General features: G+C 68.6%; 19 protein-coding genes and 1 riboswitch. Of the genes, 4 read left to right on the top strand and 15 right to left on the bottom strand.

The annotated features are described in order from the left end of the window. Nucleotides 1–139 precede the first annotated feature (139 nt). Entirely contained in the window at nucleotides 140–697 is a 558-nt protein-coding gene (locus ACFONC_RS11500) for a DUF3228 family protein (protein WP_386744166.1), read from the top strand. Between the two features lie 262 nt (nucleotides 698–959). Here the strand turns inward: ACFONC_RS11500 and ahcY are convergent, their stop codons facing one another. Together ahcY and metK are read right to left on the bottom strand one after the other, a co-directional pair. Further along, a complete protein-coding gene (gene ahcY / locus ACFONC_RS11505) occupies nucleotides 960–2,405 on the bottom strand; it encodes an adenosylhomocysteinase (protein ID WP_386744168.1) in 1,446 nt (481 codons plus the stop codon). A gap of 17 nt (nucleotides 2,406–2,422) precedes the next feature. After that, a riboswitch (S-adenosyl-L-homocysteine riboswitch) is annotated at nucleotides 2,423–2,510 on the bottom strand. Between the two features lie 49 nt (nucleotides 2,511–2,559). Then, nucleotides 2,560–3,771 carry a methionine adenosyltransferase gene (gene metK / locus ACFONC_RS11510; RefSeq protein WP_386744169.1) on the bottom strand — a complete coding sequence of 404 codons (1,212 nt, stop codon included), beginning with the start codon at nucleotides 3,769–3,771 and terminating at the stop codon, nucleotides 2,560–2,562. A gap of 248 nt (nucleotides 3,772–4,019) precedes the next feature. Between metK and ACFONC_RS11515 the strand changes: the two genes are divergently transcribed. From ACFONC_RS11515 to ACFONC_RS11525, 3 genes are all read left to right on the top strand, one after another. Beyond that, nucleotides 4,020–5,723, top strand: a complete 1,704-nt coding sequence (locus ACFONC_RS11515) for a GNAT family N-acyltransferase (protein ID WP_386744170.1) — start codon at nucleotides 4,020–4,022, stop codon at nucleotides 5,721–5,723. Next, nucleotides 5,720–6,541, top strand: a complete 822-nt coding sequence (locus ACFONC_RS11520; protein ID WP_386744171.1) for a UDP-2,3-diacylglucosamine diphosphatase — start codon at nucleotides 5,720–5,722, stop codon at nucleotides 6,539–6,541. The genes ACFONC_RS11515 and ACFONC_RS11520 overlap by 4 nt, the downstream gene beginning before the upstream one ends. Before the next feature lie 189 nt (nucleotides 6,542–6,730). Next, entirely contained in the window at nucleotides 6,731–7,738 is a 1,008-nt protein-coding gene (locus ACFONC_RS11525; RefSeq protein ID WP_386744172.1) for a metal-dependent hydrolase, read from the top strand. 182 nt (nucleotides 7,739–7,920) lie between these two features. Here the strand turns inward: ACFONC_RS11525 and ACFONC_RS11530 are convergent, their stop codons facing one another. The 13 genes from ACFONC_RS11530 to ACFONC_RS11590 form a co-directional block, all read right to left on the bottom strand. Further along, entirely contained in the window at nucleotides 7,921–8,853 is a 933-nt protein-coding gene (locus ACFONC_RS11530) for a phosphatidate cytidylyltransferase (protein WP_386744174.1), read from the bottom strand. Further along, complete coding sequence (locus ACFONC_RS11535; protein WP_386744176.1) at nucleotides 8,850–9,455, bottom strand: lysophospholipid acyltransferase family protein; 606 nt, start codon at nucleotides 9,453–9,455, stop codon at nucleotides 8,850–8,852. The genes ACFONC_RS11530 and ACFONC_RS11535 overlap by 4 nt, the downstream gene beginning before the upstream one ends. Beyond that, the gene (locus ACFONC_RS11540; protein ID WP_386744178.1) at nucleotides 9,452–10,123 is read right to left on the bottom strand and encodes a CDP-alcohol phosphatidyltransferase family protein; all 672 of its coding nucleotides are present in this window, start codon (nucleotides 10,121–10,123) and stop codon (nucleotides 9,452–9,454) included. Before ACFONC_RS11540 ends, ACFONC_RS11535 begins: the two co-directional genes overlap by 4 nt. A 168-nt stretch (nucleotides 10,124–10,291) precedes the next feature. Beyond that, nucleotides 10,292–11,290 carry a tRNA dihydrouridine synthase DusB gene (gene dusB, locus ACFONC_RS11545; RefSeq protein ID WP_386744180.1) on the bottom strand — a complete coding sequence of 333 codons (999 nt, stop codon included), beginning with the start codon at nucleotides 11,288–11,290 and terminating at the stop codon, nucleotides 10,292–10,294. Between the two features lie 178 nt (nucleotides 11,291–11,468). Continuing rightward, complete coding sequence (locus ACFONC_RS11550; protein ID WP_386744182.1) at nucleotides 11,469–11,804, bottom strand: YegP family protein; 336 nt, start codon at nucleotides 11,802–11,804, stop codon at nucleotides 11,469–11,471. A 61-nt stretch (nucleotides 11,805–11,865) separates the two neighbouring features. Next, nucleotides 11,866–12,831 (bottom strand): ribokinase, encoded by a 966-nt coding sequence (locus ACFONC_RS11555; protein ID WP_386744184.1) that lies wholly within the window; start codon nucleotides 12,829–12,831, stop codon nucleotides 11,866–11,868. A gap of 19 nt (nucleotides 12,832–12,850) precedes the next feature. Beyond that, a complete protein-coding gene (locus tag ACFONC_RS11560; protein WP_386744186.1) occupies nucleotides 12,851–14,131 on the bottom strand; it encodes a nucleoside permease in 1,281 nt (426 codons plus the stop codon). 103 nt (nucleotides 14,132–14,234) lie between these two features. Then, nucleotides 14,235–15,368 carry a GGDEF domain-containing protein gene (locus ACFONC_RS11565; protein ID WP_386744188.1) on the bottom strand — a complete coding sequence of 378 codons (1,134 nt, stop codon included), beginning with the start codon at nucleotides 15,366–15,368 and terminating at the stop codon, nucleotides 14,235–14,237. A 378-nt stretch (nucleotides 15,369–15,746) separates the two neighbouring features. Beyond that, on the bottom strand, nucleotides 15,747–16,145 hold the full coding sequence (locus ACFONC_RS11570; protein ID WP_386744190.1) for a hypothetical protein: 399 nt from the start codon (nucleotides 16,143–16,145) through the stop codon (nucleotides 15,747–15,749). 26 nt (nucleotides 16,146–16,171) lie between these two features. Beyond that, nucleotides 16,172–16,963, bottom strand: coding sequence for a DNA adenine methylase (locus ACFONC_RS11575; RefSeq protein ID WP_386744192.1), 792 nt, complete (start codon nucleotides 16,961–16,963; stop codon nucleotides 16,172–16,174). 141 nt (nucleotides 16,964–17,104) lie between these two features. Beyond that, nucleotides 17,105–18,010, bottom strand: a complete 906-nt coding sequence (locus tag ACFONC_RS11580; RefSeq protein ID WP_386744194.1) for a hypothetical protein — start codon at nucleotides 18,008–18,010, stop codon at nucleotides 17,105–17,107. After that, the gene (locus tag ACFONC_RS11585; protein WP_386744196.1) at nucleotides 18,007–18,672 is read right to left on the bottom strand and encodes a hypothetical protein; all 666 of its coding nucleotides are present in this window, start codon (nucleotides 18,670–18,672) and stop codon (nucleotides 18,007–18,009) included. Before ACFONC_RS11585 ends, ACFONC_RS11580 begins: the two co-directional genes overlap by 4 nt. A 19-nt stretch (nucleotides 18,673–18,691) precedes the next feature. Then, complete coding sequence (locus tag ACFONC_RS11590; protein WP_386744198.1) at nucleotides 18,692–19,444, bottom strand: hypothetical protein; 753 nt, start codon at nucleotides 19,442–19,444, stop codon at nucleotides 18,692–18,694. Nucleotides 19,445–19,451 lie beyond the last annotated feature (7 nt).

Below are 19,451 nucleotides of genomic sequence, written 5' to 3' on the forward strand. Positions count from 1 at the left end.
GTTATCAGGCCAGCCGGTTCGATGGTGGCAACGGATGCCGTGGCGCAGGCCGGCCACGTGCCGGCTGCGGATCCGTCGCATCGTGCATTGCGCGGCGGTTGGCTAGACTCGCCGTCCGTTTCCGGTCCCGGTATTTCCGATGTCGATCATCCTGACCCCGTTCGCCCGCACCCGACTGTTCCCGGGCGAGCGCCGCTCGAACACCATCCAGGATTGCACGGCCGAGGCCTTCGAGCGGCACCTCAACGACGTGCCGCCGCTGGAGGTGCTCGACGGCTACGCGCCGTTCTGCAAGCTGCACGTGCACCGCAACTGGACGTCCACGCGCTGCCTGACGGTGCCGGTCACCGACGACAACCGACACCTGCTGCGTTCGGCCTACGAGGCGCGCTCGCGCGAGGAACTGCCGGTGCTGGTGCGCTGGTTCGAGGGTGTCGAGGCGCCAGTCGCGGGTTACTTCGTGGTGATCCTCTACAGCCGCGGGCAGTTGGCGAAGGAGGGCGTGGCCATCGACGCCGACTGGGGCGTGGTCGGCTGCCTGTACACCGCGGAGCCCGAGGAGATCCCGATGGCGCCGATCACGATGATGCGCAATGCGCTGGGCGTGGAGGAAGGCGGTTCCGGCGTGCCACTGGATCGCGAGGCGTACCGGCGCAGCGTCGAGTTCTGGGAGCGCAATGCGAACTGGCGGCCTTGAGGCCAAGCGGTCGGGGGCGTAGCCGACGTACGGGCAAAAAGCCGTCAGGGACGTAGTCCCGACCCACGCCCCAAAAGCCGTCGGGGATGTAACCCCGACCTACGACGTATCCGGCGACGTTGCCGTAGGTCGGGGCTACGCCCCCGACACCCCGCGCAGCATCGATTCGCAGCCAACTGACACCCACCGCCACCCCTCACCACCCGCACCAACGAAAAACGGGCGCCCAAGGCGCCCGTTTCGCGTAAAGCCACGAAGTGGCTCAGTACCGGTAATGGTCCGGCTTGTACGGCCCTTCCACCTGCACGCCGAGGTAGTCGGCCTGCTCCTTCGACAGCGTGGTCAGCTTGACGCCGATCTTTTCCAGATGCAGCCGCGCGACTTCCTCGTCGAGCTTCTTCGGCAGCAGGTAGACCTGCTTGCCGTAGCTGTCCTTGTTGGCCCACAGGTCGATCTGCGCCAGGGTCTGGTTGGCGAACGAGTTGGACATCACGAAGCTCGGGTGGCCGGTGGCGCAGCCCAGGTTCACCAGTCGGCCTTCGGCCAGCAGGAAGATCGCGTTGCCGTTGGCGAACACGAACTTGTCGACCTGCGGCTTGATGTTGATCTTCTCCACGCCCTTGAGCGCATACAGCGCGTCGACCTGGATCTCGTTGTCGAAGTGGCCGATGTTGCAGACGATCGCCTGGTCCTTCATCGCCTGCATGTGCTCGACGGTGATGATGTCCTTGTTGCCGGTGGTGGTGACGTAGATGTCGCCGTGGCCGAGCGTGCTTTCGATCGTGTTGACCTCGAAGCCCTCCATCGCCGCCTGCAGCGCGCAGATCGGGTCGATCTCGGTGACCACCACGCGCGCGCCGTAGGCCCGCAGCGACGCCGCGCAGCCCTTGCCGACGTCGCCGTAGCCGCAGACCACCGCGACCTTGCCGGCCAGCATCACGTCCATCGCGCGCTTGAGGCCGTCGGCCAGCGACTCGCGGCAGCCGTACAGGTTGTCGAACTTGCTCTTGGTGACCGAGTCGTTGACGTTGATCGCCGGGATCAGCAGCTTGCCCTGCTCGGCCAGCTGGTATAGGCGGTGCACGCCGGTGGTGGTCTCCTCGGAGACGCCCTTCCAGCCTTCGACCACGGTGTGCCAGTAGCCCGGGCGCTCCTTGTGCACGCGCTTGAGCAGGTTCTTGATCACCTGCTCCTCGTGCGAGGAGGCTTTCTCGTCCACCCAGGTCGAGCCGTTCTCGAGCTCGTAGCCCTTGTGGATCAGCAGGGTGACGTCGCCGCCGTCGTCGACCACCAGCTGCGGGCCGAGGAAACCGCCCTTGCCGTCGGGGAAGCTCAGCGCGGCCAGCGTGCAGTCCCAGTATTCCTCCAGCGTCTCGCCCTTCCAGGCGAACACCGGGGTGCCGGTCGCGGCAATCGCGGCGGCGGCGTGGTCCTGGGTGCTGAAGATGTTGCACGAGGCCCAGCGCACGTCGGCGCCGATGTCCTTGAGCGTCTCGATCAGCACCGCGGTCTGGATCGTCATGTGCAGCGAGCCGGTGACGCGCACGCCCTTGAGCGGCGCCTGCGCGGCGTACTTGCGGCGGATCGACATCAGGCCCGGCATCTCGTGCTCGGCGATGTCGATTTCCTTGCGGCCATAATCGGCCAGCGAGATGTCGGCGATCTTGTAGTCGCCTTCGGTGGAGAAGGTCTTGGCTACGGCATTCATGGTGTTGCTCCGGTGGATTGGTACGAGCGCCGTTGTCACGGTTCACGCCCATCGAGCCTGTTCCCTTGCGCAATGCGCGCCGGGCTTGCAGCGCCCCTCGATGGGGGAGGGCGCGCGGCGGTGGTCGCCGTGCGCCCCGGGTTGTTTGCGCCCGCTACTTCAGCTTCGCGGCCTTGCGCAGTTCTTCGGCCTTGTCGGTCTGCTCCCACGAGAACGCGGTGGCGGTCTGCTGCTTGCCGGCGGCGTCGGTGTAGGTGACCTGCTCGGGCTTGCGGCCGAAGTGGCCGTAGCTGGCGGTGCGCTGGTAGACCGGGTGCACCAGGTCGAGCATCTTGAGGATGCCGTACGGGCGCAGGTCGAAGTGGCGGCGGATCAGCTTCTCGATCACGTCGTCGCCGACCTTGCCGGTGCCGAAGGTGGTGACCGCGATCGAGGTCGGCTCGGCCACGCCGATGGCGTAGCTCACCTGCACCTCGCAGCGGTCGGCCAGGCCCGCGGCGACCACGTTCCTGGCGACGTAGCGCGCGGCGTACGCGGCCGAGCGGTCGACCTTGGACGGGTCCTTGCCGGAGAACGCGCCGCCGCCGTGGCGGGCCCAGCCGCCATAGGTGTCGACGATGATCTTGCGCCCGGTCAGGCCGCAGTCGCCCACCGGGCCGCCGATCACGAACTTGCCGGTCGGGTTGATGTGGAACTTGGTGCCCTTGTGCAGCCACTTGGCCGGCAGCACCGGCTTGAGCACGTGCTCGCGCACCGCCTCGACCAGGTCCTTCTGCTTCACGCCCGGGTCGTGCTGGGTGGACAGCACGACGGCGTCGATCGCGACCGCCTTGCCGTCCTCGTAGCGCAGCGTGACCTGCGACTTCGCGTCCGGGCGCAGCCACGGCAGCGGCGAGTTCTTCTTCTTGCGTACCTTGGCCTGCTGTTCGACCAGGCGGTGCGAGAGGTGGATCGCGGCGGGCATGCCACTGTCGGTTTCATTGGTGGCGTAGCCGAACATCAGGCCCTGGTCGCCGGCGCCCTGCTTCTCCGGATGCTTGCGGTCCACGCCCTGGTTGATGTCCGGTGATTGCTTGCCGATCAGGTTGAGCACGCCGCAGGTCTCGCCGTCGAAGCCGACGTCGGACGAGTCGTAGCCGATGTCCAGGATCACCTTGCGGGTCAGCGCTTCCAGGTCGATCCAGGCACTGGTGGTGATCTCGCCGGCGACGATCGCCACGCCGGTCTTGACCATGGTCTCGCAGGCCACGCGGGCGCGCTTGTCCTGGGCCAGGATCGCGTCCAGCACGGCATCGGAGATCTGGTCGGCGATCTTGTCCGGATGGCCTTCGGAGACCGACTCGGAGGTGAAGAGGGTGCTGGACATCGGGCTTATATCCCTTGATTCGGATGAAAAGATGGGTGCGCATGATACACCGCCGCACCGGCCTGCGCATTGTGCCCCGGAGCGGGTTGGGTGAGGGTTAAGCCGTGCGGCGCCGCAGTCGGCCCGTCCGGTCGGATGGGGCGTGGCAGCGGGGCGAGGGGGGTTGTCATCACCGCGCCGCAAAACCGCCATCTTCCTGTCGCGCCGCGACGGCAGTCTGCTGCCAACCGGGGTCGTCCACGCTTCCCATGCTCAGACTGGAACAACGCCTGCAGCAGCGCTATCCGGACTGGTTCCGCGGCCGTCGCGGCCGCGTCGCCGCGCCCCTGCTGCGCGGGGTGGCGCGCTGGTCGCGCTTCGACGCGATCGACGGCTTCCTTGCCGAAAGCAGCCACCTGCGCGGATTCGAATTCGTCGACGCGGCGCTGCGGCACCTGCAGCTGAAGTACGAGGCCGACGACGGCGCGGCGCGGATTCCCGCGGCCGGCCGGCTGCTGGTCGTCGCCAACCATCCCTCCGGCGCGCTCGATGCGCTGGCGCTGCTGGACCTGGTGGGAAAGGTGCGGCGCGACGTGCGCATCGTCGCCAACGACGTGCTGTCGCTGGTCGACCCGCTGTCGGACCTGCTGCTGCCGCTGCGGGTCCTCGGCGGCAGCGCCGGGGCCGACAGCCTGCGCGCGATCGAGCGCGCGCTGGAGAACGAGGAATGCGTGATCGTGTTCCCGGCCGGCGAGGTCTCGCGCCTGGGGCCGCGCGGCGTGCGCGACACGCGCTGGCGCCGCGGCTTCCTGCGCTTCGCGCGAAGGGCCGGCGCGCCGGTGCTGCCGGTCCGCATCGCGGCGCGCAACTCGTCGCTGTTCTACGGCCTGTCGGCGCTTTGCAAGCCGGCTTCGACCGCGCTGCTGGCGCGCGAGATGTACGCGCGCCGGCACCGGCCGCTGCGGCTGCGCGTCGGCCAGCCGCTGGACTTGGCCGATGCCGCCGATGACGACGCCACGCTGCGCCAGGTTCGCCGCACGCTGTATGCACTCGGCAAGCGCCGCGCCGCCGCGGCGGCCGGACCCGAGCCGCTGGCCGCGACCGTCGATCCGAAGGCGCTGTGGATGGCGGTCGAGGGCACCGAACTGCTGGGCCAGACCAGCGACGGCAAGCAGATCCGGCTGGCGCAGTGCGCGGCCGGTTCGCTGCTGCTGCAGGAGATCGGCAGGCTGCGCGAACTGACCTTTCGCCAGGTGGGCGAGGGCACCGGCCGCAGCCGCGACCTCGACGATTTCGATCCGCACTACCAGCACATCCTGGTGTGGGACGCGGCCGCGATGCGCATCGCCGGCGCCTATCGCATCGCGCGCGGCGCGCAGGTGCTGGCGCGCGCCGGGCTCGCCGGGCTCTACACCGCATCGCTGTTCCGCTACGCCGACGACGCCATCCCGCGCCTGGCCGAAGGCATCGAGCTGGGCCGCAGCTTCGTCGTGCCCGACTACTGGGGCAGCCGCAGCCTCGACTACCTGTGGCAGGGCATCGGCGCCTACCTGCAGCGCTTCCCGCGCGTGCGCTACCTGTTCGGCGCGGTATCGATCAGCGCCGCGCTGCCGCGCAGCGCGCGTGAGCAGCTGGTCGCGTACTACCAGCGCTATTACGGCAGCGAGGACGCGCTGGCGGCATCGGCGCGCCCGTTCCGCTACTTCGCCGCGCCACCCTCGTTCGACGGCCTCGACGCCGGCACCGCGTACGACGTGCTCAAGGCCAACCTGTCGACGCTCGGCGCCGGGGTGCCGATGCTCTACAAGCAGTACACCGACCTGTGCGAACCGGGCGGCGCGCGCTTCCTCGCGTTCGGCGTCGACCCCGGTTTCAGCGACGCGATCGACGGCCTGATCGAGGTCGATCTGCATCGCATCCGCCCCAACAAGCGCCGCCGCTACCTGCGACAGGCCGGAGCGGTGCCGGCATGAGCCCGGCCACCGCCACCGGCCAGCGTCGGCGCGCGGTGTTCATCTCCGATGTCCACCTCGGTGCCCGCCACTGCCACGCGGCCGAACTGGCGGACTTCCTCGCCGGCCTGCACTGCGACAGGCTGTATCTGGTCGGCGACATCGTCGACCTGTGGTGGCTGGCGCAGCGCCGCGCGACCTGGGGGCAGGCGCACAACCGCGTGGTCGAGGCGCTGCACGCGCTGCGCCGGGCCGGGACCGAACTGGTCTACATCCCCGGCAACCACGACCGCCCGATCCGCCGCTTCTGCGGCCTCGCGCTGCCGGCGATGCAGGTGCGCCGGCGCTGCGTGCACACCACCGCCGACGGTCGCCGGCTGCTGGTCGTGCACGGTGACGACTACGACGCGGTGACCCACTTCGGCGGCCTGCAGGAGCGCTTCGGCGACTGGCTGTACTACCGCATCCTCACTGGCAACCAGTGGTTGAACCGTGTCCGCCGCAGGTTCGGCCTGCGCTACTGGTCGCTGTCGGAGTTCCTCAAAAGCAGGAGCGGCGCGGCGGAACGCTATATCGCGCGCTTCGTGCAGGCGGGACTGGACGATGTGCGCCGGCGCGGGCTCGATGGCATCGTCTGCGGCCATATCCACCGGGCTGCGCTGGTGCAGCGCGACCACCTGGTCTACGCCAACGATGGCGACTGGGTGGAAAGCCTGACCGCGCTGGCCGAGGACATGGACGGCACCCTGCGGCTGTTGTCGCACCACGGCGAAACGCTGGCCGAACTGCCACCGCGGCTGCGCCTGGTACGCGAAGCAGCCTTCCCCCGCGCCGCGTAGGTCGGGGCTACGCCCCCGACGGCCCTTGATCGCGGAGACGACGCGCGGATGTCGCGCGGGATGTCGGGGGCGTAGCCCCGACCTACGGCCGGAGGGTGAGCCGGGGCATGCATCCGTCGGCGTCGGGGGCGTAGCGGCAATACCGGATCAAGTCCGGGGCAGGCTCTGCGGCGCTGCTAGCATCCGTCGATGGATTCATTGACCCAGATACTCCTGGGCGGCGCGCTCGCCGCCGCCATCGCGCCGCCGCGCCATCGCCGCGCGGCCCTGCTTGCCGGCGCCGCGTTGGGTACGTTGCCCGACCTCGACTCGCTGCCCATCGCGCTGCTGACCGACGACCCGGTCGCGCTGATGACCCTGCACCGCGGCTTCAGCCACTCGCTGTTCGTGCTGCCGCTGCTGGGCTGGTTGATCTGGGTCTTCTTCCGCCGTCGCGGCGGTCGCGTGGCCGAGTCGCCGAAGCGCTGGTTCTGGGCGATCCAGCTGGCGTTGCTCACCCATCCGCTGCTCGACGCCTTCACCGTCTACGGCACCCAGCTGCTGTGGCCGCTGCCGCTGCGGCCGGTGATGTGGTCGAGCGTGTTCATCATCGACCCGCTGTACACGGTCTGGCTGCTGGCGGCCTGCGTCGCCGCGTTCTTCCTGCGCGAGCGGCCGGCCGCGCAGCGTGTGCTGGTGGCAGGCCTCGCGCTGAGCACGGCCTACCTCGGCTGGTCGCTGGCCGCGAAGGCCATGGTCGAGCGCGAGGCCGATCGGGCATTGGCGGCGATGGGGCTGGCCGATGCGCCCCGGTTCTCGGTGCCGACGCCGCTCAACACCCTGCTGTGGCGGGTGGTGGCGATGACGCCGGACGGCTACGTGGAAGGCTTCCGCTCGCTGGTGGCGGACGCCGGGCCGATGGCGTTCCAGGGGCATCGCTCGAACACGCAGGCCTGGGCCGAAGCGAAGGACATTCCCGCCGCGCGCAGGCTGGAATGGTTCAACCACGGCTTCATGCGGGCGCAGGTGGTCGATGGCGAACTGGTGCTCAGCGACCTGCGCATGGGCAGCGAGCCGGACTACTTTTTCAGCTACGCGGTGGCGCGGCGCGAAGGTGACGACTGGCAGGCGCTCCGGCCCCCGCGGCAGCTCGCACTGGAGCGTGACTTCGGCCCGATGTGGCAAGCAACCTGGCACCGGATCTGGAACGAACCCTGATCCGCGTTGTGCTCTTGCGGGAGCGACCATGGCCGCTCCCACAGGCACGTTGCCGGGGGATCATCCCGAGAAGCCAACGTAGGATGGGTGGAGCGAAGCGATACCCATCGCCCGCGTTCCGGCATGCCCATGGGTATCGCCTTCGGCTCCACCCATCCTACGGACTTGTCGTGGGCGATGACCTACGAGAAGAAATACCGGGTGACGTGGAAGAAGATCGGCGCGGCGAAGGTCACCGAGTCCATCCGGTCCATCATCCCGCCGTGGCCCTCGATCATGTGGCCCCAGTCCTTGGCGCCGAGGCTGCGCTTGACCGCCGATAGCGCCAGCCCGCCGAGCGCGCCGCAGGTCACGATCAGCGCAGACATCAGCGCCGACTGCAGCGGCGTGAACGGGGTGATCCACCACAGCGCGGTGCCGATGCCGGTCGCCGCCAGGCCGCCGCCGACCAGGCCTTCGACCGTCTTCGACGGACTCACCGTCGGCGCCAGCTTGCGCTTGCCGAACAGTTTTCCGAACACGTACTGCAGCACGTCGCTGATCTGCACCACCAGCATCAGGTACAGCAGCAGCAATGGGCCCTGGCCTTCGTAACCGCGCAGGTCGAGGATCAGCAGCGCCGGCGCGTGGCTGATGCAGTAGATCGCGATCATCACGCCCCACTGGATCTTGGTGGTGCGTTCGAGGAACTGCTCGGTGTCGCCGCCGAACACTGCCAGCGCCGGCAGCGCAAGGAATGCGTAGACCGGGATGAAGATCGAGAACAGCCCGTACCAGTCGTCGCCGATCAGCCAGTACTGCACCGGGATCAGCACGTAGAACGCCACCACCAGCGGCAGGTGGTCGCCGGGCCGGGTGGGGGTGAGCGTGATGAATTCGCGCAGCGCGAAGAACGAGATGAAGGCGAACACGACCAGGTTCGCCACCGGTCCCAGCCAGAAGCACACCGCCAGCACGGCGACCATGCCCCACCACGCGCGCACGCGGGCGTTGAGGTTGGCCACCACCTCGGTGCGGCCCTTGCGTGCCTGCAGCGCCCAGCCGACGAGCGATGCCAGCGCCAGCAGGGCGACGATGCCGCCGAAGACCCAGAGCAGTTTCTGTTGTGCGTTCATGCCAGCGCCACCACCGCGTCGCGCGCGCGTTCGAGGAATTGATCGCGCGGTTCGTCGTCGATGCGCGGCATCGCCGCGCCGAAGCGCACCGTGCAGTACAGCGGCAGCGGGATGTGCGCGCCCTTGGGCATGCTGCGGTGCAGGGTGTCGAGGTAGGCGGGGACGAGCTGCAGCTGCGGGAAGGCTTCGGCAAGGCGGAACAGGCCACCGCGGAAGCGCTGCGGCAGGCGCTGCGCGGTGCGCGTGCCCTCGGGGAACAGGATCAGCGAGTCGCCGGCATGCAGCGCTTCGATGACCGGTTCGAGCGGATCGCCGTCGCGCTCTTCGCGCCGGCGCTCGATCAGCACCGCGTGCAGCACCTTGCCGGCGACATAGCCGCGCAGCCCCGGTTTGTCCCAGTAGTCGCGCGCGGCCACCGGACGGGTTTTCGCACGCTGCGCGGGTGACAGCGCCGACCAGATCGCCATCGTGTCCAGGTGGCTGCTGTGGTTGGCGAAGTACAGGCACTGCCCGGCCGGCGGCGTTGCGCGCCACTGTGCGCGTGCGCCTACCAGCAGGCGGGTGGTGCCGACCAGTGCCGCCGCGGCGGCTCGTTCGATCACGCGGCCTCCCGCAGTTGCCGCGCGATCACGCGCAGGCGCGTCCAGCAGGTCAGCGCCGAACCGGCCGCGATGGCGATGACGGCCGTCGACAGCGTGTACGCGGTGCCGGCGAAGCGGGTTTCCAGCGGCGCCAGCACGCAGGCGGCGACCATCAGCCACATCCGGTGCGGCTTGGCCATCGGCCCGCGGAAATCCTGTGATCCCAGCACCGTGCCACCGAGGGTGCGGATGTAGGCGGTCAGCGCCGCCAGCAGCGCGGCCAGCCAGCCGCACCAGGGCAGGCCTGCGGCGTAGCCGAGTGCGACCAGGAACAGGCTGTCGGCGAGGCGGTCGGGCACCTCGTTGTAAAGCACGCCGGTCGGCGTCTTGCGCGCGTGTTCCACTGCCACCAGGCCGTCGAACAGGTTGCACAGCAGCCGCAGCACGATCGCGATCGCGCACAGCCACGGGCCCCAGGGGGATTCGAGTTCGAGCAGTGCGGCGGCGCCGAGCGCGGCGAATGCGATGCTCACCATCGAGATCAGGTTCGGCGAGACGCCGGCGCGCGCCAGCCACGCGCTGAAGCGCTGGACCAGGGCATTGCCGCGGGCGGCGATCGGGCGGCGGTTGCCGGTTTTCGGTGCGGATTGATCCGGTTCCACGTGGTCGTGCTCCCTGCGTCTGGCCATGTGGGACTGTATCCGGAAACCGGCGGCGTGCGCTCCCACCGCCAATTCCCCGATGCGATGGTCTCGTGGGAGCGGCTTCAGCCGCGAGCTTTTCGTGACCCCGGATCGCAAGCAAAAGTTCGCGGCTGAAGCCGCTCCCACGATAGCCGGCCAGGCCCGGTGCCGGGCTCAGGCCGCTTGGGGAAGGGCCGGGGCGACGCCGGCGGCCAGCGCGTCGAAATAGTCGCGCGTGAGCGCCAGCTGCATGTCCGCGGTCTCCGCGCGGTTGACCACGGCGCGGAAGGCGTGGTTCTCGGGCCGGTCCTTCGCGTACCAGCCCAGGTGCTTGCGCGCGATGCGCACGCCGGACGGTTCGCCGTAGAAATCGTGCAGCGCGTGCAGGTGGCCGAGCAGGATGTCGCGGATGTCGGCCAGCGACGGCGGCGGCAGCAGTTCGCCGGTGGCGAGATGGTGTGCGATCTCGCGGAAGATCCACGGGCGCCCCTGCGCGGCGCGTCCCACCATCACCGCGTCGGCGCCGGTGTGTCGCAGCACGAACGCGGCGCGCTGCGGCGAATCGATGTCGCCGTTGGCGATCACCGGGATCGACAGCAGCGACTTGACCTGCGCGATGGTGTCGTACTCGGCGACGCCCTTGTACTGCTGGTCGCGGGTGCGGCCGTGCACGGCGAGCGCGGCGATGCCGCTGTCCTGCGCGATGCGCGCGACCGCCGGCGCGTTGCGGTGGGTGGCGTCCCAGCCGGTGCGGATCTTCAGCGTCACCGGCACGTCGACCGAGCGCACCACGGCCTCGCAGATGCGTGCCACCAGGGTTTCGTCGCGCATCAGGGCCGAGCCGGCCCAGGCGTTGCAGACCTTCTTGGCCGGGCAGCCCATGTTGATGTCGATGATCTGCGCGCCGTGGTCGACGTTGTACCGCGCGGCGTCGGCCATCACCTCCGGGACCGTGCCGGCGATCTGCACCCCGACCGGGTCGGGTTCGCCGACGTGGTCCATGCGCCGCAGCGACTTCTCGGTATTCCAGAAGCGCGGGTCGCTGGTGGTCATCTCCGACATCGCCAGCCCCGCCCCCAGCTGCTTGCACAGCAGCCGGAACGGCTTGTCGGTGACCCCCGCCATCGGGGCGAGGATCACCCTGGGGGTGATGGCGTGGGAGCCGATTTGCATGGCGGGCATTGTAGCGGCGCCCGCCCGTGGCCCTTGCATATGTGGGAGCGGCGGAAGCCGCGAGCCTTTTGGGGGATCAAGAGCAAATCCCCCATACCCCCTTTTCCAAAGGGGGCAAGAGCGGAAAGCTTTTCCCGAATCCCGAATCCCGAATCCCGAATCCCGCGGTGCGGCCGGTTCAGGCGGTCTGGTCGTCCACCGCCGCGCCCGGCGCGTTGGCCTTCACCGAAGCGATGCCGTTGTCGCGCCCGCCCTCGTCGGCGTACATCTGGCTGCTGCCGATCGTCTGGCCGTTGCTTGCGGTGAGGTTGAAGAAGAACTTGCCGTTGCTGGCGGTCTTGCGCTCGAAGCGGGCATCGTCCTGGCTGTTCTTGCGGACCGATTCGATGCCGTTGGTGCACGAGCCCTTGGCCGAATAGCCCTCGCTGCTCAGGATCACCTGGCCGTTGCCGGCCTTGAGGTTGAACTGGAACTCGCCGTTGGCGCGCTTGCTGATCTCGAACTTGCCTGCCATGCCTGCTCCCCGGAATTGCGGATGAAGGCCGGATTCTGCAGGCGTGCAGGTGACGAAATCGTTATCCGCCGAAACGCGCGGCAACCTCTTCGCGACGCGGCATCGCCAGCGCCGCGCCTTCGCGCTCGGTCGACAGCGCGGCGTAGCGCGAGGCGAACTGCAGGTGCCCGGCGAACGCGGCGTCAGGCGCGTCCGCAATCGCCGCGGCAAGCGCGCCGTTGAATGCGTCGCCCGCGCCGGTGGAATCGACGACGCGGACCTGCTCGGCACCGAGCCGGTAGAAGGCCTTGTCGTCGCCGCGCAGCGCGTCGTCGGCGTGCGACACGAAGCAGCCGCTGGCGCCGAGGGTCACGACCACCGTGCCCGCGGGCAGGAGGTCCCGGCACAGCGCGTGCAGGTGCGGCTGGTCGAGCGAGGCGACGGCGTCGCCGTCGAGGCGCTCGCCGACGTGGCGCGACACCAGGCCCGCGAACTCGGTCTCGTTGGGCGTGGTGACCTCGGCAAGCGCCAGCAGTTCGCGCGTGGTCGGTGCGTTGGCCGGCGCCGGATTGAGCAGGGCGACCGCGCCGCGCGCGCGCGCCGTCCGCAGCGCCGCGGCGATGGCTTCGGTGGGTGATTCGAGCTGCGCCAGCACCACGCGCGCGTCGTCGAAGGCATCGCGCTGCGCGTCGACGTGGCCGGGCGAGAGCGCGGCGTTGGCGCCGGCGCCGATCACGATGCTGTTGCGGCCTTCGCCGTCGACGTAGATGCCTGCGGTGCCGGTCGGTTCCGTGCTGTCCAGCGCACGCAGGTCGATGCCGTCATCGGCCGCCAGCGCGCGCGCCAACCGGCCGCCCGGGTCGTCGCCGAGCGCGCAGACGAACGTCGTGCGTGCGCCGGAACGCGCGCAGGCCACGGCCTGGTTGAAACCCTTGCCGCCGGGTCCGGTGGTGTAACGACCGCCGAGCGTCTCGCCTGGTTGTGGCAGCGTGTCCGTGGACCAGACGTGGTCGACATTGAACGAGCCGACGACGACGACCCGGCTCATGCCATCGCCCTGGCCGCGGTCACGGCGCCAGCTCGCCTTCCGCGCGCTGCTGCGCCCTGCGCATCGCGTCCGGGTCGTGCTTGTGCTTGAACAGCGGCACGAACACGACCGCCATCGCCAGCGCGTACAGGGCGAACGTCACCCAGATCCCGTGCCAGTCCTTGGTGCCGTCGGCGGCGGTGAAGAAGTGTTCGATCAGGAAGCCCGAGGCCAGGCTGCCGAACACCGCGCCCACGCCGTTGGTCATCACCATGAACAGCCCTTGCGCGCTGGCGCGGATGCGCGAGTCGCTCTGCTGTTCGACGAACAGCGAGCCGGAGATGTTGAAGAAATCGAACGCCATGCCGTAGACGATGCACGACAGCACGATCATCCACAGCCGGTCGCCGGGGTCGCCGTAGGCGAACAGGCCGAAGCGCAGGAACCACGCCAGCATGCTCATCGTCATCACCGCCTTGATCCCGAAGCGGCGCAGGAAGAACGGGATGGTGAGGATGAACAGGGTTTCGGAGATCTGCGAGATCGACATGATGATCGCGGGGTACTTCACCGCGATCGCGTCCTGGAACGCCGGCACGTTGGCGAAGTCGTGCAGGAAGGTGTCACCGTAGGCATTGGTCAGCTGCAGCGCCGCGCCCAGCAGCATGGCGAAGACGAAGAACACCGCCATGTTCCGGTCCTTGAACAGGCGGAACGAGGTCAGCCCGAGCACGTCGACCAGCGCGCGGCTCTCGCTGTGGCCCATGCGCGGCGGCGCCGGCGGCAGGGTGAACGCGTACAGGCCCAGCACCAGCGACGCCGCGGAGGCGATGTAGAACTGGCCGGACGTGGTTTCCATGTGCAGCAGGCTGGTCGTCCACAGCGCGGCGATGAAACCGACCGTGCCCCACACGCGGATCGGCGGATACTGGCTCACCACGTCGCGCCCGTCGCGCTTGAGCGCGTTGTAGGCCACCGTGATCGCCAGTGCGATCGTCGGCATGTAGAAGATCATGTTCAGCAGCATCACCCAGAACATGGTGTGCGGGTCGTCGACCATCGGCACGCAGAACAGCATCACCGCGCCGCCGATGTGCAGCAGGCCGTAGAGTTTCTCGGCATTGATCCACTTGTCGGCGACCACGCCCATCAGTGCCGGCATGAACAGCGACGCGATGCCCATCGTGGAGAAGATCGCGCCGAACGCGGTGCCCGACCACTGCTTGTTCTGGAACCAGTAGGCGCCGATCGTCAGCAGCCAGGCCCCCCAGATGAAGAACTGGAGGAAGTTCATCACGATCAGTCGCAGCTTCAGGCTCACCCGGCATTCTCCCCTCTCGCGCCGGCCGCACCATGCGAGGACGCTGCGCGGCAGGTTACGGGCAAACCGCGGGCGAGTGAAGCGCGGGGCTGCCGGCGCCGGTTCAGGCGTCGCGCGCGACCACCCGGTTGCGGCCGTCGCGCTTGGCCAGCTGCAGGCGGCGGTCGGCGCTGCCGAGCAGGGCGGAGACGTGGCCGCCATCGACCGGGAACGCGGCCAGGCCGCCGCTGAAGGTGATCACCTGCGGGTCGCGGCCGGACTCGGGCAGGAACGGCCGGTCGCCCATCGAACGGCGCAGGCGGTCCAGGCGTTCCCAGGCGCTGCCGATGGGGCAGTGCATCAGCACCACGAATTCCTGCCCGCCGATCCGCACCAGGCGCTCCTTCTCCTGCAGGATCTCGTTGACCGCGGCCACGAAGTGGCGGATCGCGCGGTCGCCGTCGCGGTGGCCGATTTCGTCGTTGATGCGCTTGAAGCGGTCCAGGTCGAGCAATGCCAGCGTCAGCGATCCGCCGTCGTTGCGGATCGTCTCGAACATCCGCGGCATGCCCTGCAGCAGCCAGGCGCGGTTGGGCAGGCCGGTGAGGCCGTCGTTGCCGGACATCTCCACCAGCCGCTGCATGCGGTAGACGATGACCGAGGTGAGCAGGCCCATCATCAGGATCACGAGAAGGCGCTCGACCTGGGTGGCGATCGACGCGGTGCCGTAGTCGATCGACACCAGGGTTTCGTGCGGTGCGAGCGAGAACACCACCGCCACCAGCAGCGCGTACTGCAGCAGCGCGAGCGCGCTGACGTAGAGGGTCAGGCGGCCGTCGTTGCGCAGCGCGGTGATGGCGATGGCGATCAGGTAGAAGCACCAGACCACGATGCTGTTGGTCGCAGCGACCGGGTCGCCGAGCGCGAGCAGCACCAGCACCAGGGTGGTCAGGCTGACGTCGTAGGTGCCGGTGGCGTAGGGCAGCCAGCCGTAGCGCAGCTGCCGGCGGGCGAGCGCGAGCCAGATCTGCGCCATCAGGTTGACGAACACCGCCAGCGCCAGCCCGATCACGACCTCGCTGGACTTCGCCCCGCCCAGCGCCGCGATCAGCGGCATGGCCAGGATCAGCAGCGACAGCAGCGCTCGCAGGCGCGCGACCAGCAGCTCGCCGCCGGCGCCGAGCGAGAGCATGATCTCGTCGGGCCGCGCGAGCAGCCGCGCCACCAGGTCCTTCAGGCCTTGCATCGATGCGAGCATGGGTATCCCCCGGCGCGCAGCATACCGCGCGGCGGTGCGTGCATCATTGGGGCGCGCGCTCTGGTGAGGCGGCTCCACGGCCCGCATCGCCGTAGGTCGGGGCTACGCCCCCGACGCGCTTTTCGCGTTGCGGCGCCATCGTAGGGCGGGTCTTGACCCGCCTGCTGTTCCGGTTCCGCTGAAATCAAGAAAGATCAAAAGCTTTCGCGCCGTGACGGCGCGAGCCACCTTTCTTTGCTTGTGCAAAGAAACCTGGCGCAAAGAAAGCACACCCCGCCTTCGCGCCCGACGCTTCGCGTCGGGTGTAATGCGCGGAATGGTCTGGCCAGCGGCGCGGGATGGTTTGTCCAATGCCTCTGATGGGCCTTTGAAGGCACATTAAAGCCCTCCCAGCTGGGTCAGGACGGCCCGCAGGCCGGCCTCGTTGGTGGCTGCCTGGGCCAGGGCGGCCTCCCTCGGCAGAGCCGGGGCGGTGCCCCGGGCGGCGACGGCGTCCCAGGCGTGGCCGGCGACGTGGTGGCGCAGGGCCCGGGCGGCGCTCTCGTACTCGGGCAGGTAGGCGTCGAGCGGTGAGCCGCCGGCCCTGACGACGTTGCCCGGGGAGCCAGGCTGGGTGGTCATCGGGGCCAGGTAGAAGGCGGCGGCCAGCAGCAGGTAGGCCGTGTCCCGGCGGCCCACCGGCTTGCCGTCGAGGAGCTGGCCAGCCCGGTTCTGCATGGCCCCGTACATCTGACGGAGCGGCAGGTCGCGGTAGGGGTTGGAGGGCAGCTCTTGCATGCCCGGCATCGTAAGCCATGCCGCCGCTACGCTCGCCGCCGGCCCGGCCGCCAGGTGGTGTAGATCCTCTCCTGCCTGGCGGCGCCGCGGCCGCCGCCGATGGTGTAGCGGATCGGGATGGTCCGGCCGGGGAAGCGGTCGAACCGGGCGCGCATGTCGGGGTGGTCGTTGATGGTCAGCACGGCGCGGCCCTTGAGGCCGGCCATCGTGTCGGCCAGGGCGTCGTATTGCTCGATGCCGAACTCGCCGCCGTAGCCCTCGGTCTGCCAGTACGGCGGGTCGAGCAGGAACACCGTGCCGGGGGTGTCGTACTTGGCGATGCACTGCTGCCAGGGCAGGTGTTCGATGACCACGCGGTGGAGGCGAAGATGGGCGGCGCTCAAGTCCTCTTCGAGGCGCAGCAGGTTGATGCCCTTGGTGCCGCCCGGACCCACGCCCAGGGTCTGCCCCTGGACCTTGCCGCCGAAGGACAGCTTCTGCAGGTAGTAGAACCGCGCCGCGCGCTCGATGTCGGTCAGCGTGTCGACGTGCTGCAGCTGCGCCCAGCGGAACATCTCGCGGCTGGTGAGCGACCACCGGAAGTGACGCACGAACTCGTCCAGGTGCCGCGCGACCACGCGGTACAGGCGCACCAGTTCGCCGTGGGTGTCGTTGAGCACTTCGACCTTGACCGGCTCGCGCGCGAACAGCGCAGCCGCGCCGCCGGCGAACGGCTCGACGTAACAGGTGTGCGGGTTGTCAGAGAGCAGCGGCAGCAGGTGCTGCAGCAACCGGGTCTTGCCACCCGGCCAAGGGAACAGCGTGTTGGTTTTCGGCACGTTCTCAGCCTTTGCGATGTCGACCGGCCAAGGTGTCCGCACTCCCGCGGGGGTAGCAGGGGCCTTGGCCAACGGCACGCGGCTGTTCGCGTGTACTGCGGCGTCGCGTCGGCATTGCCGTGCCGGCGCGGCGCCCTTGTTCTATTGCTTGCTCTGGTTGTGGCTGACGATACGCATCAGCGGGTTCTCGCCGGCGAGCAAGGAATGACCGCCAACGCTGATGCGCACTACCTCACGCGCGCCCACCGGATGGCACTCGGTTACCACGTCCCAGACCAGGCCGCCTTCGCCGTGGTCGCGCAACACCTCCTGCCCGAGCATCTGGCTGGCGTACAACGTGGATCCGTCCCGCATCGTGAAGGGCGTGCTCTCCGACAGCACACACGCGGCGCCATTGGCGGTTGCGATGCGATAGCAGGGTTGAACGCTGACCGCATCCGCGAGCACGACAAGGCGCGAAACCTGGGCACCGGCCCCGGTCAGCACACCATCGATGGCCTGGCCAACCTCCACGGCCCCGGCGATCATGTGCCGGGAAAGGCACATGTCGACAGCCGGGCAACCAGTGCCACCGCCACCTCCGGTGGCCACTTCCGCGGTGCATCTAATATCGAAAACACCCGTGGATACGATCGCGCCACCGGTGATGCGGATCTCGACCACCACCGAATACTCGACGGTCGACAACCCCGTCGTGAACCGCTGCGACTTGACCGACAGCTGCCGCGCTGACGACAGCGCGACCCAACCGGTGGCCGTGTTGGCGACGACGCCAGCCGAGGCGCTACTCCGGGTTGGTGTGATGCGGACTTCGTAGGCGTCGCCGGCCCCGCTGCCGATCGGCGAAAACCAAGCGCCGCTGCTGGTCGGATAGCCGGTGCCGCTTCCAGTCCAAGTGCCGTCCGGGTTCACGTTGAACAGCACCGTCGCTTCGGACGATCCGCTCGCGCTCGCGAACCCCAGCAGCGTCTGGTAGACCGGCGAGGCGATGATGCCGCCGGCAGGCGCGTCCATCAGCAGCCGCCGGTGCAGGAGGCCCGGGATCATACGGCCTCCAGCATTCCGCCCAGGCGCCAGGTATTGGCGGCGACCTTGTACAGCACAACCACCGCTTCCTGCCCCATCGTGGCGGCATTGAACGCGGAGTGCTTCTTGATCGGGTTCACGCCGGATCCGGCAACAATGCTCACCTTGCCGACACCGGCCTGCACGATCTCGATCGCCGTGCCGACTGGAAGGTTCAACGTCGAGTCCGGCCGCACGGTGTAGGTCGCGGCCGCAGTGTGCGAAACCTGCACGACGCTTTCCGCGTGCGCCGCCTCGGTCTGCTGCGACGCACCCGACACCGACACCACGCTGCGCCGGATCTGGCTCGCGCTCAAGGTGCCTGCGTAGACCTTCTGCGCCAGCTGCTGCAGTGCCGCCTCGACGTCGCCGCCGGACAAGTAGTCGCCCGCGTCCGCGATAGAGACGCCAGCCGCGGTGACGGCCACGCCGCCACCGGCGATGAGCGTTGTGATCGCAGCCAGCAACTGGTTGTTGACGGCCTTGTTCATGTTGATGCCGGCAGCGCCCAGGACAGAGATGATCTCCTCCTGGATCGCATTCAGCCAGTCGGCTGTCACCTCGGTCGCAGGCGTCCCTGTTGCCGGGTTGCCTTCGGTGAACTTGTTGTTGCTGGTGGCACCTTGGCCATCGATACGATGCATGGGATTCTCTCGTGATGGGTCAGGCGGACCAGCTGCTCATGCGGTACTTGCTGGCGGCGTACTCGTCGAGCAGCGATCGCAGGTACGCGTTCTTGCTCAGGTCTTCATCGAACACCGCGAGGTGCCCGAGGTGGCCGACGTACTTGTTGCCCGCCTGGCTGTCGGTCCACCTGCCCAGGTTGGCATCGCCGGAAGGCGCGGCGACCCCGCCGACCGTGCCGATATCCGAGGATCCATCTCCGTAGAGCACCGCGGTGCCGTCGTCGATGTTGAACCCGCACATATAGTTGATCAGCTTCGTCTTGATCGAAGCGATGGCCAGGGTTGCCCCGGCGTCCAATGCAGCCACGGCCGTCGGCGCGATGTAGAAGTTCTGGTCCGCCGACAGACGATCGGAGAGCACGATGCACGAGCCGCTCCAGGAGCCGGGTGCATGCAGGAACATGTTGACCGACTGCTCGTTCTTTCCCGAGAACAGGCCCGAGGACAGCATCTCCCTGGAACCATCGAAGTAAGCACTCGGCACGCCGTTGACCGACGAGACGACAGGCGCCAATTCCGTATTGGCCTGCACGAAGTGCCGATCGTTTCCGGATCGGTCGTTGATCTGCATGATGCTGGAGCCGCTTACCACGACATCCGATGCATCGAAGAAACCACGCAACGTCGGATAGCTGAGGATCTCGGCCTCCAGCGCGGAGTAGTCGTAGTCGACCAGCTTCGGCATATTGGCGCCGGTGAACTTGGTGTCGAGACGGATGATCTTGCCCATGTTGGCT

This window comes from Luteimonas soli (assembly GCF_042648865.1).
GTDB lineage: Bacteria > Pseudomonadota > Gammaproteobacteria > Xanthomonadales > Xanthomonadaceae > Luteimonas > Luteimonas soli.

What these genes read in the sequence shown, in the direction of transcription:
- ACFONC_RS11500 (WP_386744166.1), top strand. Translation starts at nt 140, where the DNA reads ATGTCGATCATCCTGACCCCGTTCGCCCGCACCCGACTGTTCCCGGGC.
- ahcY (WP_386744168.1), bottom strand. Translation starts at nt 2,405, where the DNA reads ATGAATGCCGTAGCCAAGACCTTCTCCACCGAAGGCGACTACAAGATC.
- metK (WP_386744169.1), bottom strand. Translation starts at nt 3,771, where the DNA reads ATGTCCAGCACCCTCTTCACCTCCGAGTCGGTCTCCGAAGGCCATCCG.
- ACFONC_RS11515 (WP_386744170.1), top strand. Translation starts at nt 4,020, where the DNA reads ATGCTCAGACTGGAACAACGCCTGCAGCAGCGCTATCCGGACTGGTTC.
- ACFONC_RS11520 (WP_386744171.1), top strand. Translation starts at nt 5,720, where the DNA reads ATGAGCCCGGCCACCGCCACCGGCCAGCGTCGGCGCGCGGTGTTCATC.
- ACFONC_RS11525 (WP_386744172.1), top strand. Translation starts at nt 6,731, where the DNA reads ATGGATTCATTGACCCAGATACTCCTGGGCGGCGCGCTCGCCGCCGCC.
- ACFONC_RS11530 (WP_386744174.1), bottom strand. Translation starts at nt 8,853, where the DNA reads ATGAACGCACAACAGAAACTGCTCTGGGTCTTCGGCGGCATCGTCGCC.
- ACFONC_RS11540 (WP_386744178.1), bottom strand. Translation starts at nt 10,123, where the DNA reads ATGGCCAGACGCAGGGAGCACGACCACGTGGAACCGGATCAATCCGCA.
- dusB (WP_386744180.1), bottom strand. Translation starts at nt 11,290, where the DNA reads ATGCAAATCGGCTCCCACGCCATCACCCCCAGGGTGATCCTCGCCCCG.
- ACFONC_RS11550 (WP_386744182.1), bottom strand. Translation starts at nt 11,804, where the DNA reads ATGGCAGGCAAGTTCGAGATCAGCAAGCGCGCCAACGGCGAGTTCCAG.
- ACFONC_RS11555 (WP_386744184.1), bottom strand. Translation starts at nt 12,831, where the DNA reads ATGAGCCGGGTCGTCGTCGTCGGCTCGTTCAATGTCGACCACGTCTGG.
- ACFONC_RS11565 (WP_386744188.1), bottom strand. Translation starts at nt 15,368, where the DNA reads ATGCTCGCATCGATGCAAGGCCTGAAGGACCTGGTGGCGCGGCTGCTC.
- ACFONC_RS11570 (WP_386744190.1), bottom strand. Translation starts at nt 16,145, where the DNA reads ATGCAAGAGCTGCCCTCCAACCCCTACCGCGACCTGCCGCTCCGTCAG.
- ACFONC_RS11580 (WP_386744194.1), bottom strand. Translation starts at nt 18,010, where the DNA reads ATGATCCCGGGCCTCCTGCACCGGCGGCTGCTGATGGACGCGCCTGCC.
- ACFONC_RS11585 (WP_386744196.1), bottom strand. Translation starts at nt 18,672, where the DNA reads ATGCATCGTATCGATGGCCAAGGTGCCACCAGCAACAACAAGTTCACC.
- ACFONC_RS11590 (WP_386744198.1), bottom strand. Translation starts at nt 19,444, where the DNA reads ATGGGCAAGATCATCCGTCTCGACACCAAGTTCACCGGCGCCAATATG.